Here is an 18427-nt window from a genome sequence, read left to right as displayed (position 1 = left end):
CATGGCTGCTCCCGAACCATCCGTCTACGACGTGGTGGGCATAGGTTTCGGGCCCTCGAACCTGTCCCTGGCCATCGCGCTGGAGGAGCTGGGCGCCGCCGAGGCCGCCCCGCTGACCGCGCGGTTCTTCGAGCGTCAGCCGGCGTTCGGCTGGCACCGCAACATGCTGCTGCCGACGGCGAAGATGCAGGTCTCCTTCCTGAAGGACCTGGTGACCTTCCGCAATCCCACCTCGCGGTACAGCTTCGTGTCGTTCCTGCACGCGGTCGACCGGCTGCCGCAGTTCGTCAACAACTCCGACTTCTTCCCGACGCGCGCGGAGTTCCACCAGTACCTGGAGTGGGTGGCGGCGAACTTCGCCGACCAGGTGTCCTACGGCAGCACGGTCACCGCGATCACACCGCTGCGCGGCTCGGACCCGGCCGGCCCGATCGACCGGTTCCGGATCGAGGTGTCCTGCCAGGCCACCGGGACGACGTCCGTGGAGGCACGCAACGTCGTCCTGGCGACCGGTCTGGCGCCGAAGATGCCGCAGGACTTCGTCCGGGACGAGCACGTGTGGCACAGCTCGGAGTTCCTGGAGAAGTTCCGGCGCCGCGACAGCGCGGAACTGGGCAGCGTGGTGGTGGTCGGGGCCGGGCAGAGCGCCGCGGAGATCGCCCGCCACTGCTACGACTACGCCCCGAACGCCACGGTCACCGCCGTGATCCCGTCGTACGGCTACAGCATCGCCGACAACACGCCGTTCGCGAACCGCGTGTTCGACCCGAACGCGGTCGACGACTACTACTTCGCCGAGGAGTTCGCGAAGGACAAGGTCTGGCAGTACCACAAGAACACCAACTACTCGGTCGTCGACGACGAGGTGATCCGCAGCCTCTACCAGCGTCAGTACGACGACGAGGTGCGGGGCACCGAGCGGCTCCGGTTCGCCGAGCTGTCGCGGGTCACCGACGTCAAGCGCAGCGGTGAGGACACCCGGATCACGATCCACTCGCTGGCGGACGACCAGTCCTACGACCTGGACGTCGACGTCGTCGTGTGTGCCACCGGGTACGAGGCGATGGCCGTCGAGGGGGTGCTCGGCGACCTCGACGGGTACTGCGCCCGCGACGACCAGGGCCGCCACCGCGTCGAGCGTGACTACCGGCTGGTCACGACCGAGGACCTGAGTGCCGGGATCTACCTGCAGGGCGGCACCGAGCACACGCACGGGCTGTCGTCCTCCCTGCTGTCGAACATGGCGACCCGCAGCGGAGAGATCGTGCGGTCGATATCCCGAAGCCGGTTCAACGAACCATCGAATGGATGATTGGGGTTGGTCGGGGTGAAGCAACCCGGCATGTCCGCGGGAGACCAGGACGGGACCACGCTGCTGTGCGTGCCGTTCGCGGGAGCGGGTCCTTCGTTCTTCCACCCGTGGCGGGAGCTGTCCGCCGGCCGGTGGCGCGTGACCTCGGTCGAGCTGCCCGGCAGGGAGCGGCGGATCCTGGAGACGCCGTACCGCAATGTCGTCGAGGCTGCCAGGAACTCGGTCGACGAGGTCGTAGCGGACCTCGGCGAGGGGGCGCGGACCGTGCTGTTCGGGCACAGCCTGGGCGCGGTGCTCGCCTATGAGCTGGTGCATCTGCTGAGCGCGCGTGGCGTAAACGTCGAGCGGCTGGTCGTCAGTGGCTCGCCGGGGCCGTGGACCCAGCGGGAGCGGCGGGCGGCGGGACTCCCGGACGAGGAGTTCCTCGCCCGGGTCGAGGAGTTCGCGGGGTTCCGGCACGAGGCTCTCGACCACCCGGAGATGCGCGAGCTGATCCTGCCCGCGCTGCAGGCCGACTGCGAGATGCACGAGAGCTACGTGCCGAGCACCGACGATCCGGTGTCGGTGCCGATCCTCTCGCTGCGGGGGGACCGCGACGGCCTGGTCACCGGGGAGGAGGCCCGGCAGTGGCAGCAGGCGACCACGGCCGGGTTCAGCTACACGGAGTTCCCGGGAGATCACATGTATCTGGTCGACAGCGGCCGCGAGGTGCTGGACGTGATCGAGGCGCACGCCACCCGCGGCACTGGTCCTCAGCCGTCGTATGCGCGCTGAATGGCCCCCTGACCAGGGGCGACGAGAAAGAGAAGCCGTGTCAGCGCCCGTGACAGGGCGGTGTCAGGCCGTTGTCCGGCCCGGTAGGAATGGTGGAGGCATGAAGAGTTCGGTGATTGCAGTCTCGGGGCTGCGGAAGACATACGGCGACAAGATCGTGCTCGACGGCATCGACTTCGATGTCGCCGCGGGATCGGTCTTCTCGATGCTCGGCCCGAACGGGGCGGGCAAGACGACGACGGTCAACGTCCTGACGACGTTGCAGAAGGCCGACGCCGGGACGGTGCAGGTCGCCGGGCACGACGTGCTGACCGACACCAAGAACGTGCGCAAGGTCATCGGTGTGACCGGTCAGTTCGCCGCAGTGGACGAGCTGCTCACCGGCCAGGAGAACCTGCAGCTGATGGCGGACCTGAAGCGGGTGCGCGATCCCCAGGTGGTCACCCGGCTGCTGGAGCGGTTCGACCTGGTCGACGCCGCCCAGAAGATGGCGGGGACCTACTCCGGCGGTATGCGCCGCAAGCTGGACCTGGCGATGACGCTGGTCGGCAACCCGCAGATCATCTTCCTGGACGAGCCGACGACGGGGCTGGACCCGCGCAGCCGGCGCACGATGTGGGGGATCGTCCGCGAGCTGGTGGCGGACGGCACCACCATCTTCCTCACCACCCAGTACCTCGAGGAAGCCGACCAGCTCGCCGACCAGATCGCCGTGCTCGACCAGGGCCGCATCGTCGCCCACGGCACGCCCGAGGAGCTCAAGCGCCAGGTCCCCGGCACCCACGTCCGGCTCCGGTTCGCCGACCACTTCGAACTCGACGCGGCGGCGCGGATCCTGGCCGGCTCCAGCCGGGACGCGCAGGAACTGATCCTGCGGGTGCCCAGCGACGGTGGGTCGCGGTCGCTGCGGGCCCTGCTGGACCGGCTCGACGAACACATGATCAACGCCGAGGAGTTCTCCGTGCACACGCCGGACCTCGACGACGTCTTCTTTGCCCTGACCGGTCACGCCAGCACGGAGGCGATCGCCAAATGAGCACCATCACGACATCCCTCGGCGACTCGGCCATCATGCTGCGTCGCAACTTCAAGCACCAGGGCCGCAACCCCTCCGCGGTGTTCCAGGCGGTCCTGCTGCCCATCGTCATCATGTGCATGTTCGTCCTGGTGTTCGGTGGCGCCTTCAACGTCGGTGGCGGCAGCTACATCAACTACGCGGTGCCCGGCCTGATCGTCATGTCCATCACCTACGGCCTGGCGCCGACCGCGGTGGCCGTCAACGGCGACATGACCAAGGGAATCATCAACCGCTTCAAGGTCATGGACGTCTCCCGCGGCGCCGTGCTGACCGGCCACGTCGTCGCCACGACGGTGCGCTGCATGCTCGCCTGCGCGGCCATCGTCGGCGTCGGCTTCGCGATGGGCTTCCGCACCCACGCGAGCTTCGCCGACTGGCTCGGCGCGATCGGTGTGATGCTGCTGATCGGCTTCGCGGCCAGCTGGCTCACGGTCGCCATGGGCCTGTCCGCGAAGACCCCCGAATCGGCGGGCATGGGCTCCGTGCCGCTGAACATCCTGCCCTTCCTGAGCAGCGCCTTCGTGCCCGCCGACTCGATGGGCACCGGCGTCAAGCAGTTCGCCGAGTACCAGCCCTTCACCCCGATGACCGAGACTCTGCGCGGACTGATGACCGGTCACACGCCCTCGACCGGACACGTGGTCGGCGCCTTCGCCTGGAGCATCGGGCTCAGCGTCCTCGGATACGTGTGGGCGGTGTCCTCCTTCAAGAAGCGAGCGTGACCGCGACCAACTCGGACCAGTCCGCTCCGGCCCCCTCCCGCTCCGCCTCGGCGAACCCCGTGTCGCCGAGGCGGAGCCGCGCCGTCTCCTCGATCCGGGCCGCGTCCGGGTGCGAGCGGTCCCGCAGCCCGCGCACCGCCGTACTCGCCGCGAGCAGCCGCGCGGCCTGCTCGTACTCCTCACGGCGCGCCGCCAGGTCCGCGACTCCGACGAGCGTCTGCGCGATCAGCGGCGCGTGCCCCGCCTCGGCCGCCGCCGCACAGGCCGCCGCCCGGAACCCGCGGGCCTCGTCGAGATCCTCGGCGAGATAGCCCAGCAGGTCGTGCGTCACCGCGCGGACGCTCGCCTGCTCCGCCTCCTCGCCCAGCATGGCCGTCGCCGCCGCGAGGTGCCCGCGCGCCTCCTCGAAGTCGCCGTTCCACCGGGCCAGTTCCGCCTTCGAGAGGGCCAGCTCGGCCAGCGCGTCCGGCCAGGCGACCCGCTCGGCGTACCGCTGCGCCTCGGCGATCGCGGCCGTGCCGGCGTCCCGGTCGCCCAGCAGCCAGTACAGCTGGGCCTGCTTCGACCGCATCCGGATGACGTCCTCGGCGGCCCCCAGCTCGGTGACGACCCCGATCGCCTGCTCGTAGTGCTCGCACGCGCCGGCGAACTCGCCGCGCACCGCTATCCGGTCCGCCAGCTCGGTCTGGGCGAACGAGATCCCGAACCGCTCGCCGAGCGCCCGGAACTCGGCGAGAGCCAGCTCCAGGTACGTGTCCGCGTCCCGCCCCTCCTGGCCGAGCACGATCCGCATCTTGCCCAGGTGCAACCGGGCCAGCGCGCGCACCCAGGGATCCTCGCTGTCCAGCAGCGGCGCGAACGCGGACAGGATCGACCCGGGCTCGCGCAGCATGCGTTCCAGCGGGCCGACCAGCTCCAGCGCCGGATGACGGTGGTGACTGCGCCGGCTGAACCGGTAGGCCTTGTGGATCCACTCGGCGGCCTGGCGCTCGTCGCCCCGCCCGGAGGTCACGAACATCACGACCAGGCCGTACACCGTGGCCCGGATGTCGTCGGACACCTCGCAGGGCCGCTCGGTGGCCGCAGTGATCAGCTCCATGCCCTCGGCCCGGTGTCCACCGAGCCACCAGTACCAGCCCGCGCCCGCCGCGAGCCGCATCGCCGCCTGGTCGTCGCCGGCCGCGAGCGCGCCACGCATCGCGGAGCCGATGTTGTCGTGCTCGGCCTCCAGCGTGGCCAGCCACTGGAGCTGGTCGGCGCGGCGAAGGCGCGGCTCGGCGGTCTCGGTCAGCTCGGTGAAGCAGGCCAGGTGCGCCCGGCGCGCCAGGTCCGATTCCCCCGCCTCCGCCAGCCGCAGCCCGGCGTACTCCTTGATCGTGCCGATCATCCGGTAGCGCGGGGCGGCGTCGTCCGACGTGCGCAGCAGCGACTTCTCGGCCAGCGAGGTGAGCAGTTCGAGCACCTGCTCCCGCTCGACGCCGTCGCCGGCGCAGACCCGCTCGGCGGCCTCCAGGCTCGCCCCGCCCGAGAACACCGAGAGCCTGCGCAGCACCATCCGCTCGGCGTCGGTGAGCAGCTCCCAGCTCCAGTCGACCACCGCGCGCAGCGTCTTGTGCCGGGGCAGCGCGGTACGGGAGCCGCTCGTCAGCAGGTGGAACCGGTCGTCGAGCCGGTGGGCGAGCTGGTCCATGGACATCGTCCGCAGCCGGGCCGCGGCCAGTTCGATCGCCAGCGGCATCCCGTCCAGCGCCCGGCACACGCGCACCATCGTCGACAACGTGGGGGCGTCTACCACCAGGTCCCGGCGCACCGCCCCGGCCCGGTCGCGCAGCAACTGGACGGCCGGCGAGGACTCCATCTCGGCGGGGCCGGCGTAGGCGGCCGGCAGGGCCAGCGGCTCGACCGGCCACAGCGCCTCACCGGTGATGCCGAGCGGCTCCCTGCTCGTCGCCAGGATCCGCAGCCGCCGACACTCCCCGAGCAGGCGGTGGGCGAACGCCGCCGCCGACTCGATCACGTGCTCGCAGTTGTCCAGGATCAGCAGCGCCTCGCGCCCGCGTATCGCCGCGACGAGCCGGTCCACCGGCTCCGCGTTCGGTGTCCCGCCCAGCAGCGTGTCCCGCAGACCCAACCCGGCGAGCGTCGACAGCGCCACGTCGTCGTCGGGACCGATGCCCGCCAGCTCCACCAGCCAGGCCCCGTCCGGCAGACCGTCGAGCAGCGTGCGCGCGGTCTCCGTGGCCAGCCTGGTCTTGCCGGAGCCGCCCGGCCCGATCAGGGTGGTGAGCCGGTGACCGGCTATGAGTTCACGGATGGTGGCGACGTCGTCGGCCTTGCCGACGAAGCTGCTCAGCTCGGCGCGCAGGTTGGTCCTGCGGGCCTCCTCGCGCTGCCCAAGCTCGCCCCGCAGCAGCGCGACATGCAGATCGGACAGCTCCGGCGACGGGTCGACGCCCAGCGCTTCGGCCAGGGCCTCCCTGGTGCGCTGGAACACCTGGAGCGCCTCGCTGCCGCGACCGGCCGCGACGAGGGCGCGCATCAGCACGGCGGCGAGCCGCTCGCGCAGCGGATGCGCGGCCACCAGGTCGGTCAGTTCGGTGACCAGCTCCGCGCCGTTGCCGAGGCCGACCTCCGCGTCGAGCCGGTCCTCCATGGCGGTCAGGTGCAACCCTTCGAGCCGGGCGAGGGCCGCGTCGAACGCCGCACTGTTCTGCAGGCCGACGTCCTGCATGGCCGGACCGCGCCACAACCCGACGGCCTCGCGCAGCAGTTGCACCCGGCGCGGATCGTCCGCGGCGCGGACCTGGCCGGCGGACAGGAGGCGTTCGAAGCGCACGGCGTCCACGTCGTCCGGCTGCACCCTCAGCCGGTAGCCGTCCGTCTGTCCCTCGACCACCCCGTCCGGCAGCACCTTGCGCAGCCGGGAAGCCAGGCGCTGCAGGGCGTTCGTCGCGTCGGCGGGCGGTAGCTCACCCCAGATCCAGTCGATCAGCGTCGCTTTCGGGACCACCTTGCCCGGCTTGAGCGCGAGGGCGATCAGCAGCCCGCGCAGCCGCGCGCCCGGCACGTCGGCAAGTGCGCCGCCGATCGTGCGAACTTCGAACGGACCAAGCATTCCGATCTGCACCCACAGATCTTGTCATGCGTGGTCGGGAGGCATCCAGCGGCTGATGCGCCGTGGGCCGCCACCGGCCAGAACGCGGTCCCGCTCGGGGAATTCTGGAATTCCACTTCAGTGCCGATGGAGCCGCCTGCCGGACATAACCGCGGTGCCTGCGAAGGCATTAGCATCCCGACTCATCGGTCCATTCTCAATCCCGCCCGACCTGCGAGCACCGCGCATCGCCAACACGAGGTGAGCGGACGAGAATCACAGGACACTCGTTTCGGCCGTTCAAAGGATCTGTCTCGCCGGCGGGACAGCTGACACCCCGGTTCGGCGGAGGAAGGAAGCTGGCAATGGCATCGTTGCCGCAGGTTCACCAGCGAGGTGGACAGGATGAGGCGTCAGAAGGACAAGCCGCGCCCTCGAGTGCGCCGGTGTCGCTCGTTCAGGAAATCTCGGCTCTGTGGGCCGAGTGCCTCGGCGGTCGCGAGGTCGGGGCGGAAGACGACTTCTTCACGCTCGGCGGTAATTCGCTGGTCGGAATCAACATCATCGAACGGGTATTGCAGGATTACGGTGTCAAGCTTTCCGTGCGCGACTTCTATCTCGCCGGGACCCCGACGCGGGTGGCCGAACTGATAGAGCAGGGGAGGGCCGGGACGTGAGGCTGACGCCGGGTCCCGCGCGCGACATCGACCTGGCCGGCGTCGACCTCTTCGACCTGGACCTCTACACCTCGGGCGATCCGCACCCGATCTGGGACGTGATGCGGGCGAAGGCCCCCCTGCACCACCAGGTCCTGCCGGACGGACGGGAGTTCTGGTCGGTGACCCGCCACGAGGACGTCTGCCGCGTACTCGGCGACCACAAGGAGTTCACCTCCGAGCGCGGTACGGTGCCCACCCACCTCGGGACCGACGACGCGGCGGCCGGCGTGCTGATGACGTCCACCGACCCGCCCCGGCACACCGAGGTCCGCCGCCCCCTCGGCTCCAAGCTCACCGCGCGGGCGGTCAGGTCCTGGGAGGACAAGATCCGCGCGACGGTCGTGCGCTTCCTGGAGCCCGCGCTCGACGGCGAGGTCTTCGACCTGGCCGAGCGGGCGCTGCTGCTCCCGGCGATGGTCACGGGCCCGCTGCTCGGGATCCCGGAGAAGGACTGGGCCGAACTCGTCCAGCTGACCGCGATGGTGACGGCCCCCTCGGACCCGCACTTCCTGGTGGGCAACGAAGCCGCGACCCTGGCCATCTCCCACCACGAACTGGTCACCTACGTCAGGGAGTGGGTCAGGACGCGGCGGGCGACGGGCGAGGAGGACGACAGCCTGCTGCACCACCTCATGAGCGTCCGCCCGGGCGGCGCGCCGCTGACCGACGAGGAGATCGCCCTCGACGGCTACAGCATTCTGCTGGGCGCCAACGTCACGACACCGCACACCGTCGCGGGCACGGTGCAGGCGCTCGTCGAACGGCCCGAGCAGTTCGAGAAGGCGCAGGCCGACCCGTCGCTGATCCCCAACCTGGTCGAGGAGGGGCTGCGCTGGTCGTCGGGCGCGTGCAACTTCATGCGGTACGCGGTGGACGACGTCGAGATCGGCGGGGGCACGATCCCGGCCCGTGGGGCGGTCGTCGCGTGGATCGGGTCGGCCAACCGGGACGCGTCCCAGTTCCCCGATCCGCACACCTTCGACATCACGCGCGCCAACGCCAAACGGCACGTCGCGTTCGGGTTCGGTCCGCACTTCTGCATCGGCGCACCGCTGGCCCGGCTGACCCTGCGCGTCTTCTTCGAAGAACTGCTCCAGCGGTTCGGATCGATCGAACTCGCCGGCGAACCGCAGCACCTGCGGTCGTACTTCATCGCCGGGATGACCCACCTCCCCATCGTCGCCCAGAAACGAAAGACGCCATGACATCGGGCCCCACCACCGCCATGTCACCGTGGTTCGTCCGGCCGTCCACCGACCACCCCGCCCGGATCTTCTGCTTCCCCTTCTCCGGGTCCGGGGCGTCGGCGTTCAGCGCCTGGCCGACCGCGCTCGACGGCATCGAGGTCTGCCCGGTGCAGTTCCCGGGCCGCGAGAACCGGCTCGGCCATCCCCACTACGGCACCTACGAGAACCTCGCCGCCGCCCTGGCCGAGTCCCTGGCACCGCTGCTCGACCGGCCGTTCGCGTTCTTCGCGCACTGCGCCGGCGCGATGGCGGCGTACGAAACCGTGCTCAGGCTCGCCGAACTCGGCCTGCCCACACCTGACTGCCTGTTCGTGTCGGGCCAGCCGGCACCCCACGACGCCTCCCGTGACCGGATGCTCACCATGACCGAGCCCGAACTGCGCGCCGAGGTCGAGTCGTTCATCCGCAGCCGGGGGATGGAGCCGCGCCCGGACATGGTCGACCTGGGCCTCATGGTGCTGCTGCGCGATCACGCGGCCGCCGCCGCCTACCGGCGGGCCGAGCCGGCGGCGGTGGACTGCCCCGTCGTCGTACTGCACTGGCGCGACGACCCCGACGTGAGCCTCGACGACCTTCAGGGCTGGCGCCGGTACGCGGACTCGGTCGAGTTCCGGGTGGTCGACGGCGGCCACTACGACTTCATGGACGCGCCGGACGAGCTGCGCACGTTGCTGACCCGCTGGTCGTGAGCGCGGTGCAGCCGCCCGAACCAGCCGTACACCGAGCAAACCGGAGGGAACCCGTATGAGTGGCGCAGCCACCGATATTGCTGTCGTCGGGATGTCGTGCCGCTTTCCCGGTGTGCACAACCCGGCCGAGTTCTGGCGCCTGCTGCTCGACGGGCAGTCCACCGCGGGAACGTTTCCCGAGCGGCGGGCGGCCGACGTGGACTTCCACCCCGCCTCCCACCCGGACGGCGCGACCCTGAACGCCGGTTCGTTCCTCGACTCCATCGACGGGTTCGACGCCGGTTTCTTCGCGGCGCAACCGGCCGAGGCGGCCGCCATGGACCCGGTGCAGCGGCTGGGCCTCGAACTGGCCTGGGAGGCCGTCGAGGACGCCCGCATCCCGGCGAGCGCGCTCGCGGGCCGCGAGATCGACGTCGTCGTCGGCGCCGCCCCCTCCGGGTACGAGGTGCTGCGCAAGCTGTCCGGCAGCGACCAGGACGACCACTACGCCGCGCTCGGCTCCAGCGGTGCGCTGATCGCCAACCGGATCTCCAGCCTCTTCGACGTCCGCGGCATGAGTTTCTGCGCGGACTCGGGCCAGTCCTCCTCCCTCGTGTCGCTGGCGCTCACGTGCGAACGCATACGCGCCGGCGCGGTCGACATGGCCATCGCCGGCGGCGTGCACCTGATCGCCGACCCGCAGGCGGGAGCGGCCCTGGCGAACCTGGGCGCCCTGGCGCCCGACGGCCGCTGCTTCCCCTTCGACGAGCGGGCCAACGGTTTCATGCGCGGGGAGGGCGGGGCGTTCGTCCTGCTGAAGCGGCTCGACCTCGCCGTCGCCGACGGCGACCACATCTACGCGGTGGTGCGCGGCTGGGGCGTCGGCAACGGTGGCGCGTCCTCGCGGATGCCGGACCCCAGCCCCACCGGGCAGGCGGCGGCCGTACTGTCCGCCCTTGAGCGCGCGGGCGTCGCGTTCGACGGCGTCGACTACGTCGAGGCCCACGGCACCGGCACGCGGCTCGGCGATCCGGCGGAACTGTCGGGGCTGCGCGAGGTGTTCCGGCGGACCGGCCGCAGCCGCCCGCTGGCGGTCGGCTCGGTGAAGGCGAACGTCGGGCACCTGGAGCCGGCCGCGGGCATCGTCGGCTTCGTGAAGGCCGCGCTCTGTCTGGACCGCGCCCAGCTGGTCCCCAACCCGAACTTCCGCTCCCCGAACCCCGCCGTCCTGGACTTCGCGGAGGACTTCGAGGTGCTGCGGGCCGCGCGGCCCTGGCCGGGCGAGCCGGGCCGGCCCCGGCGCGCCGGGGTGTCGTCGATCGGCATGGGCGGCACCAACGCGCACGTCATCCTCGAACAGGCCCCCGACGCGCGGACGGAACCCGCCGCCACCGACGGCGACTCGGGCTCCGCCGGTGTCTTCGGGGTGGTGCCGTGGGTGCTGTCGGCGCGCTCCGAGCAGGCCCTGCGGGAGCAGGCGGCGCGGCTGCGGGACCTGGTGGCCGCGGACGCGTCGCTGTCCGCGGCCGACGTGGCGCACTCGCTGGTGTCGACGCGGTCGTCGTTCGAGCACCGGGCGGTGGTGCTGGGCGGTGACCGTGCGCAGTCGCTGGCCGGTCTGGACGTGCTGGCGGCGGGCGGGACCTCGGCGCGGACGGTTCGCGGAGTGACCGCGGGGCCGGCGGGCCCGGTCGTCTTCGTCTTCCCGGGCCAGGGCTCCCAGTGGATCGGCATGGGCAGGCAGCTGTACGCGGAGTCGGAGGTTTTCGCGCGCTCGATCGACGAGTGCGCGCGGGCGCTCGAGCCGTGGGTGCCCTGGTCGCTGGTCGACACCGTGTGCGGCGGGCCGGGCGCGGCGGACCTGGACCGGGTGGAGGTCGTCCAGCCGGTGCTGTTCGCGGTGATGGTGTCGCTGGCGGCGGTGTGGCGTTCGCTCGGGGTGACACCGGACGTGGTGATCGGCCATTCCCAGGGCGAGATCGCCGCGGCCTGTGCCGCGGGCGTACTGACCCTGGCGGACGGGGCGAAGATCGTGGCCCTGCGCTCCCGCATGCTGGCCACGGTCGCCGGACAGGGCAGCATGGCCGGCGTCCTGCTGCCCGAGGCACGGGTGCGGGAGCTGCTGGCGCGGTGGGGGCAGCGGGTCGTCGTCGCCGCGGTCAACGGACCGAACTCGACGACGGTCTCGGGCGAGGCCACCGCGGTGCGGGAACTGGTCGCGGCCTGCGAGGCCGAGGGCGCCCGCGCGCGGCTGATCCCGTCCAGCGTGCCCGGCCACTCGCCGCTGATGGACCGGTTCGAGGACCTGCTTCCCGAGGAACTGGGCCGGATCACCCCCGTGCCCTCGCCGGTCGCGGTCTACTCGACGGTGACCGGCGGGCCGATCGACGCCGCCGAGCTGGCGACCCACTACTGGTTCCGCAACCTGCGGGAACCGGTCCGGTTCCAGGCCGCCATGCGGCGCATGGTCGAAGACCTGATGCGTGAGCGCGGCGGGGTGTTCGTGGAGGTCAGCCCGCATCCGCTGCTCGCGGTCGCGATCGAGGAGATCGCCGACGCGTCGGCGGCCTCGTCGGTGGTGGTGGGCACCCTGCGCAAGGAGGACGGGAGCGCGAGCAAGGTCCTGGCGTCGCTGGCCGAACTGCACGTGCGGGGTGTGCCGGTGGACTGGGCGGCCACGGTCGGCGCGGACCGTCCGCGCCGGATCGGCCTGCCGTCCTACGCCTTCCAGCGGCAGCGGTACTGGCTGACGGCGTCCGACGACACCGGCACCGCGAGCAAGGGCTCCGCGCGTGCGGGCGAGCCGGGCCCGCACCGGCCCGCTGCGGCGGAGGACCTGACCTCACCGTCCTCGGTCCTCGACCTGGTGTGCGCCGAGGCGGCGGCGGTGCTGAGCCTGAAGGACCCGGACGTGACGGGCGCCGATCTCGCGGCGAGGTCGACCGAGACCTTCAAGGCGCTGGGCTTCGACTCCTCGATGGCCGTGGCGTTGCGCAACCGGCTCGCCGCGGCGGCCGGAGTACGGCTCCCGGCCACCGTCGCGTTCAGCTACCCCACCGCGGACACGCTCGCCCTCCACCTGTTCTCCCTCCTCGGGCCACAGACGCCCGACGCCCCGGAATCGGCGCGGGATACGGGCCTGGACATCGGCAGTGATGACGATTTGTACGAATTGATCGACCGCGGCTACGTCTAGCCGCACCCGTTCTTCAAGTAACCGTTGGGGGAGGCCCTGGTGGAGGATGTCGACAAGCTCCGCTCCTACTTGCGACGCGCCGTCGGCGACGCGCGGGAGCTGCGCGAGCGGGTGCGCGAGCTGGAGGAGTCAGCCCGCGAGCCCATCGCGGTCGTGGGTGTGGGGTGTCGCTTCCCTGGCGGGGTGACGTCCCCCGAAGGGCTGTGGGAGGTCGTGGCCGACGGTGTGGACGCCATGAGCGACTTTCCGTCGGACCGTGGCTGGGACCTGGAGGGGCTGTACGACCCGGACCCCGAGGCGCACGGGAAGACGTACACGCGCGCGGGCGGGTTCCTGACCGGTCTCGCGGACTTCGACGCGCCGTTCTTCGGCATCAGCCCGCGCGAGGCGCTGGCGATGGATCCGCAGCAGCGACTGATGCTGGAGACGTCCTGGGAGGCGCTGGAGCGGGCCGGGGTCGACCCGGCCGGGCTGCGAGGGTCGGCGACCGGGGTGTTCACCGGCATATACACCGTGGACTACGGCCCGAGGCTGGGCGGCGGCGCGGCCGGTGAGGTCGAGGGCTACTCGCTGGTGGGGACGTACACCAGCGTGGCCTCGGGCCGGGTGGCGTACACGCTCGGTCTGCAGGGCCCGGCCGTGTCGACCGACACCGCGTGCTCGTCGTCGCTGGTCGCCGTCCACCAGGCCGTACGGTCCCTGCGTTCGGGGGAGTGCACCCTGGCGCTGGCCGGCGGGGTGTCGACGCTGCCGAGCCCGGGGCTGCTCGTGGACTTCGCCCGGCAGCGGGGGCTGTCGCCCGACGGACGGTGCAAGGCGTTCGCCGACGCGGCGGACGGTACCGGCTTCTCCGAGGGCGCGGGCGTGCTGGTCCTGGAGCGGCTCTCGGACGCGCTGCGCAACGGACGCCGGATCTGGGCGGTGATCCGCGGCTCGGCGATCAACCAGGACGGGGCGTCCAACGGGCTGACCGCGCCGAACGAGCTGGCGCAGCGCCGGGTCATCCGGGCGGCCCTGGCCGACGCCGGACTGCGGCCGGCCGACGTGGACGCGGTCGAGGCGCACGGGACCGGCACCACGCTGGGCGACCCCATGGAAGCGGAGGCCCTGCTGGCCACCTACGGTCAGGACCGGGAGCCGGGCAGCCCGCTGTGGCTGGGGTCGCTGAAGTCGAACATCGGCCACACCCAGGCGGCCGCGGGCGTCGGCGGCATGATCAAGATGATCATGGCGATGCGGCACGGGGTGCTGCCCAGGACGCTGCACGTGGACCGGCCCTCGACGCACGTCGACTGGTCGGCCGGGACGGTCGAGCTGCTGACCGAGGCCAGGCAGTGGGCCGACGCCCCGCAGCGGCCCCGGCGGGCCGGCGTGTCCGCCTTCGGGATCAGCGGCACCAACGCCCACCTGATCCTCGAGCAGGCACCCGTGGACACCACCCCCGCCCCGCCGCCCGCCGGCACCCCCGGGGCGGTGCCGTGGGTGCTGTCGGCGCGGTCGCCGGAGGCACTGCGGGAGCAGGCGCTGCGGCTGCGGGACAGCGTGGCCGAGGCCGCGGACCTGCCGGTCGCGGGCGTGGGCCGTTCGCTGGTCACCACGCGGTCGCTGTTCGAGCACCGCCAGGTGGTGATCGGCGCTGACCGCGACGAACTGCTCGCCGCCCTGGCCGCCGTGGCCGACGGTGACGCGAGCGGCCTCGCCGGTGTGGTCTCCGGAGTCCCCAAGCCGCCGGGCAAGACGGTGTTCGTGTTCCCGGGCCAGGGCTCGCAGTGGGCCGGAATGGGACGGGAACTGCTTGAGTCCTCCCCGGTGTTCGCGGCGCGGATGCGCGAGTGCGCCGACGCGCTGTCGCCGTATGTGGACTGGTCGCTCTTCGACGTGCTCGGGGACGCCGAGGCGCTGGAGCGGGTGGACGTCGTCCAGCCCGTGCTGTGGGCCGTGATGGTGTCGCTGGCCGAGGTGTGGCGCTCCTACGGGGTGCGGCCGGCGGCCGTCGTGGGCCACTCGCAGGGGGAGATCGCCGCCGCGTGCGTCGCCGGAGCCCTCTCGGTCCAGGACGCGGCGAAGGTGGTCGCGCTCCGGTCCAAGGCCATCCTGGGGCTGTCGGGGCGCGGGGCCATGGCGTCGGTCTCGCTGCCGATGGAGGACGTCACCGCCCGGCTGACGGACGGGCTGTCGGTCGCGGCGGTCAACGGCCCCGCCTCCGTGGTGGTGTCGGGCGACGCGGCCGAGGTGGACGCGCTGCTGGCCGCCTGTGAGGCGGACGGGGTACGGGCCCGCCGGGTGCCGGTGGACTACGCCTCGCACTCCCCGCATGTCGAGGCCGTCCGCGAGGAACTGGGCCGGCTGCTGGCGGGACTGGAGCCGCGTACCGCCGAGGTGCCGTTCTTCTCCACGGTGACGGCCGACTGGCTGGACACGACGGTGCTGGACGCCGGGTACTGGTACACGAACCTGCGCCGGACGGTCCGCTTCGAGGAGGCGACCCGGGCGCTGGCCGAGCAGGGCTTCCGGTTCTTCGTCGAGGCGTCGGCCCACCCCGTGCTGACGTTCGGTGTCGAACAGACCCTGGACAGCGCGGGCGCCGAGGCCGCCGTCGTGGGCACGCTGCGCCGCGGCGAGGGCGGCCTGGCACGGTTCCACCGGTCGGCGGCCGAGGCCTTCGTGGCGGGCGCCGAGGTGGCGTGGGAGGCGGCCTTCCCGGACTGGGACGGACGCTGGGTCGAGTTGCCCACCTACGCCTTCCAGCGGCAGCGCTACTGGCTGGACACGCCCCAGGAGACGACCACCCGGAGCACGTCGGACCACCCGCTGCTCGACGCCGTGATCGAGCTGCCCCAGGACCAGGACCAGAAGCACCGCGGCGTGGCGGCCGGCGGACGGCTGTCGCCGGAGCGCCACCCCTGGCTCGCCGACCAGATGGTCCACGGCGCCGTCCTGGTGCCCGCGACCGTGCTGCTGGACCTGGCGGTGTGGGCGGCCGACAAGGCCGGATGCGACGAAGTCGACGAACTCACCCTGGAGACACCGCTCGTGCTGTCCCGGACGGCCGATCGTGAGATCCGTGTGGTGATCGACGGCGACCGTGTCCTCAGCGTGCACTCACGGGCCGAGGGCGACGGCGAGTGGACGCGCAACGCCGTCGGCGTCGTCGGATCCGGCGCCGCGGACACCCGTGCGGAGGAAGGCCTCACCGAGTGGCCCCCCGCCGGCGCGGTCGACGTGCCCTTCGAGGACGAGTACACCAGGCTGTCCGCCCTCGGGTTCGGCAACGGACCCCTGCTGCGCGGTCTGAAGAAGGTGTGGCGCCGGGGCGACGACCTGTTCGCCGAGGTGGAACTGCCCGCGCCCGACGCAGCGGGCGGGGGCCGGTTCCGGATCCACCCGGCGCTGCTGCACGCCGCGCTGCTCCCGGCCGGACTGGGGCGGTTCGTCGACGACGCGCGGCCCGGCGGCCGGCTGCCGTACCGCTGCACGGGCCTGAGGGTGAACCGCGCCGAGCCGACCGCACTGCGCGTGCGTCTCGCGCCCGCGGGCGAGGACGCGCTGTCCGTGACCGTCGCGGACCACGAGGGAGCCCCCGTCGGCGCCGTCGCCTCGCTGACGCTCCGGCCGGCCGACGTCGAGAAGCTGACCGAGCTGAGCTTCGACCACCACGACGCGCTGTTCCGGGTGGACTGGGCGCCCCTCGCCGTCCCGTCCGGCGGGGACGCGGTCCGGTACGCGGTGCTGGGAGCACCCGACGCGTACACCGAGCCGCTGCGGCAGGGCGCCGCCGCCGTCTTCGCCGACCTCGGCGAACTCGCCGCGAGCGACGGGGAGATACCCCCGGTCGTCATCGCCGGCATCGACCCGGCGGACCCGCAGGGCGCTGCCACACCCGCCGCCGTCGAGCGGAACCTCCACCAGGTGCTGCGGTGGACGCGGGACTGGCTCGCCGACGACCGGTTCTCCCACTCACGCCTGGTCATCGTGACGCGGGCGGCGGTCCACGACGAGCAGGTCACCGACACCGACCCGGCGGCGGCCGCGGTCTGGGGATTCGTCCGCACCGCGCAGACCGAGAACCCGGGCCGGTTCACGCTCGTGGACACCGACGGCCGACCCGCTTCGTGGGCCCGTGTCCCGGCGGCGGCCGACACCGGAGAACCCCAGCTCAGGATCCGGGCCGGCCTCGTCACCACTCCGCGACTGGCCCACGCCGCCGGCGCCGCCGCCGGTCGCGGCAGCCTCGGCACGGCCCGGGGCGCCCCCGCGCTCGGCAACGGGACGGTACTGATCACGGGAGGCACCAGCGGCCTGGGCGCGATGCTGGCCCGGCACCTGGTGGAGGGGCACGGCGTGCGCCGGCTGCTGCTGACCAGCAGACGCGGCCAGGACGCCCCGGCCGCGGCCGCGCTGCGCGAGGAGCTGACCGGGGCCGGCGCCGACGTCGAGATCGCCGCCTGCGACGTCACGAGCCGTGACTCCGTCGCCGCCCTGATCGCCGCGGTGCCGTCCGAACACCCGCTGACCGCGGTGATCCACTGCGCGGGCACGCTGGACGACGGTGTCGTCGAGGCGCTGACCGAGGACCGCCTGGACGCGGTCCTCGCGCCCAAGGTGCGCGGCGCCTGGCACCTGCACGAGCTGACCCGGCAGCTGGACCTGTCCGCGTTCGTGCTGTTCTCCTCCGTCGCGAGCGTGCTCGGGACGGCGGGGCAGGCCAACTACGCGGCGGCCAACGCCTTCCTCAACGGCCTCGCCGAGTCCCGCCGGGCCGCGGGACTGCCGGCCGCCTCGCTGTGCTGGGGCCTGTGGGCCGAACGCAGCGAGATGATCGCCCACATCGGCGACGCGGACCTCGTCCGCCTGCGCCGACAGGGCGTGCAGCCGCTGTCGACGCGGGAGGGACTCGCCCTCTTCGACGCGGCGCTCGCGCTGGACCAGCCGGTACTGGTGCCCGCACGGCTGACCCTCCCCGCGCCCGGCACGCCGGACGCCCACCACCTGGGCTCGCCGCTGCTGCGCGCCCTGCCCGGAACGCCCGCCGGACCCGCCGGACCGGTGAGCCCGGGAAGTCCGGAGGCCACTGACGGCGGGCTCGCCCAGCAGCTGAGGTCACTGCCGCCGGCCGACGCGGAGGCGCTGCTGCTCGACACCGTCCGGACGCACACCGCGATCGTTCTCGGCCACGCCGACACCCAGAGGATCGGTCCCGCCGCGACCTTCAAGAAACTGGGCATCGATTCGTTCACGGCGCTCGAACTGCGCAACCGGCTGGGCGCGGTGACGGGACTGAAGCTGCCCGCCACGCTCGTCTTCGACCACCCGAACCCGGGCGCCGTCGCCCGGTTCCTGACCGAGAGCATCAGCCCCGGCCCCGGCGCCGACCCGCAGTCCCCGGCCGATCACCTGGTCAAGGAGATCGAGCAACTGGGCGCCCGGCTGGAGGACGCGTTCCTCGAACTCGCCGCGGAGGACAAGGCGAGCATCTCCACTCTCCTCGGCGAACTGCAGGGCCGAGTCCGTTCGATGGCGAACGCCGGACCATCGGCCGGCCTCGTCGACCAGATCAGTTCGGCCTCGGCGGGAGAGCTCCTCTCGCTGCTGGACAAAGAGCTCGGCTAGGGAAGAG

10 protein-coding genes are annotated in these 18427 nt (G+C 72.3%); 9 read left to right on the top strand and 1 reads right to left on the bottom strand.

Annotated features, from left to right (window positions below; translation table 11 throughout):
* Position 1: 1 nt before the first annotated feature.
* The 4 genes from ACFYMM_RS37020 (at position 2) to ACFYMM_RS37005 (ending at position 3886) form a co-directional block, all read left to right on the top strand.
* Positions 2–1312 (top strand): lysine N(6)-hydroxylase/L-ornithine N(5)-oxygenase family protein, encoded by a 1311-nt coding sequence (locus ACFYMM_RS37020; RefSeq protein ID WP_388395244.1) that lies wholly within the window; start codon positions 2–4, stop codon positions 1310–1312.
* A 30-nt stretch (positions 1313–1342) separates the two neighbouring features.
* A complete protein-coding gene (locus ACFYMM_RS37015) occupies positions 1343–2086 on the top strand; it encodes a thioesterase II family protein (protein WP_388395243.1) in 744 nt (247 codons plus the stop codon).
* Positions 2087–2186: 100 nt separating this feature from the next.
* Positions 2187–3122: an ATP-binding cassette domain-containing protein gene (locus tag ACFYMM_RS37010; protein WP_388395242.1), complete on the top strand. Its 936-nt coding sequence runs from the start codon at positions 2187–2189 to the stop codon at positions 3120–3122.
* The gene (locus ACFYMM_RS37005; protein ID WP_388395240.1) at positions 3119–3886 is read left to right on the top strand and encodes an ABC transporter permease; all 768 of its coding nucleotides are present in this window, start codon (positions 3119–3121) and stop codon (positions 3884–3886) included. The genes ACFYMM_RS37010 and ACFYMM_RS37005 overlap by 4 nt, the downstream gene beginning before the upstream one ends.
* On the opposite strand, the gene ACFYMM_RS37000 is transcribed toward ACFYMM_RS37005, so the two are convergent.
* Positions 3870–7013, bottom strand: coding sequence for a BTAD domain-containing putative transcriptional regulator (locus ACFYMM_RS37000; protein ID WP_388395238.1), 3144 nt, complete (start codon positions 7011–7013; stop codon positions 3870–3872). The genes ACFYMM_RS37005 and ACFYMM_RS37000 overlap by 17 nt on opposite strands.
* A 332-nt stretch (positions 7014–7345) precedes the next feature.
* Between ACFYMM_RS37000 and ACFYMM_RS36995 the strand changes: the two genes are divergently transcribed.
* Genes ACFYMM_RS36995 through ACFYMM_RS36975 form a run of 5 tightly spaced genes read left to right on the top strand, consistent with a single transcriptional unit; the run spans position 7346 to position 18420 of the window.
* A complete protein-coding gene (locus ACFYMM_RS36995; protein ID WP_388395236.1) occupies positions 7346–7657 on the top strand; it encodes a phosphopantetheine-binding protein in 312 nt (103 codons plus the stop codon).
* The gene (locus tag ACFYMM_RS36990; RefSeq protein ID WP_388395234.1) at positions 7654–8904 is read left to right on the top strand and encodes a cytochrome P450; all 1251 of its coding nucleotides are present in this window, start codon (positions 7654–7656) and stop codon (positions 8902–8904) included. Before ACFYMM_RS36995 ends, ACFYMM_RS36990 begins: the two co-directional genes overlap by 4 nt.
* Positions 8901–9635: a thioesterase II family protein gene (locus ACFYMM_RS36985; RefSeq protein ID WP_388395232.1), complete on the top strand. Its 735-nt coding sequence runs from the start codon at positions 8901–8903 to the stop codon at positions 9633–9635. Before ACFYMM_RS36990 ends, ACFYMM_RS36985 begins: the two co-directional genes overlap by 4 nt.
* 55 nt (positions 9636–9690) lie before the next feature.
* Entirely contained in the window at positions 9691–12810 is a 3120-nt protein-coding gene (locus ACFYMM_RS36980) for a type I polyketide synthase (RefSeq protein ID WP_388395230.1), read from the top strand.
* Positions 12811–12846: 36 nt separating this feature from the next.
* The gene (locus ACFYMM_RS36975; RefSeq protein ID WP_388395305.1) at positions 12847–18420 is read left to right on the top strand and encodes an SDR family NAD(P)-dependent oxidoreductase; all 5574 of its coding nucleotides are present in this window, start codon (positions 12847–12849) and stop codon (positions 18418–18420) included.
* The last annotated feature ends 7 nt before the right edge of the window (positions 18421–18427 follow it).

It is taken from the genome of Streptomyces sp. NPDC006739 (assembly GCF_042869815.1).
In the GTDB taxonomy this organism is placed as follows: domain Bacteria; phylum Actinomycetota; class Actinomycetes; order Streptomycetales; family Streptomycetaceae; genus Streptomyces.
The sequence above is the reverse complement of the archived record's forward strand: the minus strand, read 5'-3'. Positions and strand labels throughout refer to the sequence as shown.

Coding starts and splice junctions, on each gene's coding strand:
- ACFYMM_RS37020 (WP_388395244.1), top strand. CDS start 2: ATGGCTGCTCCCGAACCATCCGTCTACGACGTGGTGGGCATAGGTTTC.
- ACFYMM_RS37015 (WP_388395243.1), top strand. CDS start 1,343: ATGTCCGCGGGAGACCAGGACGGGACCACGCTGCTGTGCGTGCCGTTC.
- ACFYMM_RS37010 (WP_388395242.1), top strand. CDS start 2,187: ATGAAGAGTTCGGTGATTGCAGTCTCGGGGCTGCGGAAGACATACGGC.
- ACFYMM_RS37005 (WP_388395240.1), top strand. CDS start 3,119: ATGAGCACCATCACGACATCCCTCGGCGACTCGGCCATCATGCTGCGT.
- ACFYMM_RS36995 (WP_388395236.1), top strand. CDS start 7,346: ATGGCATCGTTGCCGCAGGTTCACCAGCGAGGTGGACAGGATGAGGCG.
- ACFYMM_RS36985 (WP_388395232.1), top strand. CDS start 8,901: ATGACATCGGGCCCCACCACCGCCATGTCACCGTGGTTCGTCCGGCCG.
- ACFYMM_RS36980 (WP_388395230.1), top strand. CDS start 9,691: ATGAGTGGCGCAGCCACCGATATTGCTGTCGTCGGGATGTCGTGCCGC.